Here is a 1,455-nt window from a genome sequence, read left to right as displayed (position 1 = left end):
ATACCCGCCTTTGCTGCAACACAGGTCAGTATCCAGAAAAATCTTGTGTATGGAATACTGACAAAGTGCTGATTGTTGTTGGCACCAAGGTTGATTTCCTGCTTTTGGTCTTTATTGTGTCCGCAGACGATGACCTCTACTTTGTTTTTCAGGCAGAAATCCACGATATAGTGAGCTGCCTTATAGAAAAAGTTGTCGATCCGGCAGGCTCTTTTCTTTGAAATGCGGTTCAGTCTGGCAGAGTTTTTCACGGATTTTGTAGAATCCAACCCTTTTGTCAGTTCTGACATCAAAACTGCGCGTCTGCGGTTAAAGTTCTGATTGATGGATTTTAACCAGTGTCCGTCAATGATAAACGGAGTTGACGAGAAGTTTGTCAGCGCGGTCAGAAAGTTGTCCAGTCCCGGATCCAGTCCAAGAATCCTTGTGGGATTCTCAGGAATGTCAGGTGTTTTGACCTCATCCTGAAATGTCACATATACCATATATCCGCCGTAGCTGGGCTTGACTTCTGTTCTGACATAAGAGCCTTCCGGCTTTCCAACACAGATCGGAACTGAGCAACGTGGAAATGTGATGTGCATTTTTCCTTTGATATCAGACCGTTTTGCAACCTGATTGGTAAAGGTGACAGTCGTGTAAGGTGTCTTGATATATCCAGGCTGTTTTGGCTGTGCCTTAAACTTTCCCGGGTTTTGACGGTACGATGCCAGCAACTCAAAGTGTGATTTCCAGTCTTTAAGAACCTTTCGGAGTACATGCTGGTTTGCCTGTGACGGCATCGCATAGTAGTCAGGATTCTTTGTATTCTTCATCACCGCATCCAAGGTTTCGTAGGTGAGCATCCAGTGATCGGACGTTGGCATGATCGGATGGTTTTTCTGTTTGTTTTCTATTCGCTTTTGGATCTTTGTGCGGGCCGGGTCGCTTGCAGGCAGACTCTGCAGCTGCTTCGTGAGTCGGTCAACATCTTTCTGAAGCTTTTCGTTTGCCATCTCAATACCAATACGTACAGTCTCTAAGACCTCGTTCTCATTGGAAGTGCGGTCAACCGGATCTTTTTTCAATCCGGTACGCAGGTTGCGAAGAATAAAGTTTGCTGAATTTCGCAGGTTTTTTGCAAGGTGAGTCTGGCACTCGAAATAAGATGCCAGCTCCGGCATCCTGTTCTGATCCACAAAGATTGATATGGTATGCATATAAGACCCTCCTTTTTAAAAACGTGAGAATGTAGTTGACTACACTTATATTATACGATAGAATATAAGTAAAATCAAGCAATATATGAACTTTTTGAATTGTTTTATTTCAAAACGAGAGAGGTACTATTATGAGAACAAATAAGAATGGTGTCAACAAAGACCAAAAGGATAAGGTCAAGAAAGACGGGTACAACAGGGGACAGCATTGTGTTTACTGTCTTACCTATCATATGATTTTCGTCACACATTACCG

At 43.2% G+C, this 1,455-nt stretch carries 1 protein-coding gene; it reads right to left on the bottom strand.

All coding sequences use genetic code 11. The annotated features are described in order from the left end of the window. A partial coding sequence (locus LKD48_RS16400) for an RNA-guided endonuclease TnpB family protein (RefSeq protein ID WP_308732654.1) occupies positions 1 to 1,199 on the bottom strand: 1,199 nt, incomplete at its 3' end. Between the last annotated feature and the right edge of the window lie 256 nt (positions 1,200 to 1,455).

The sequence above is a fragment of the Anthropogastromicrobium aceti genome (assembly GCF_020687335.1).
Lineage (GTDB): Bacteria > Bacillota > Clostridia > Lachnospirales > Lachnospiraceae > Anthropogastromicrobium > Anthropogastromicrobium aceti.
Note: the sequence above shows the minus strand (reverse complement) of the source record. Positions and strands in the feature narration are given on the sequence as shown.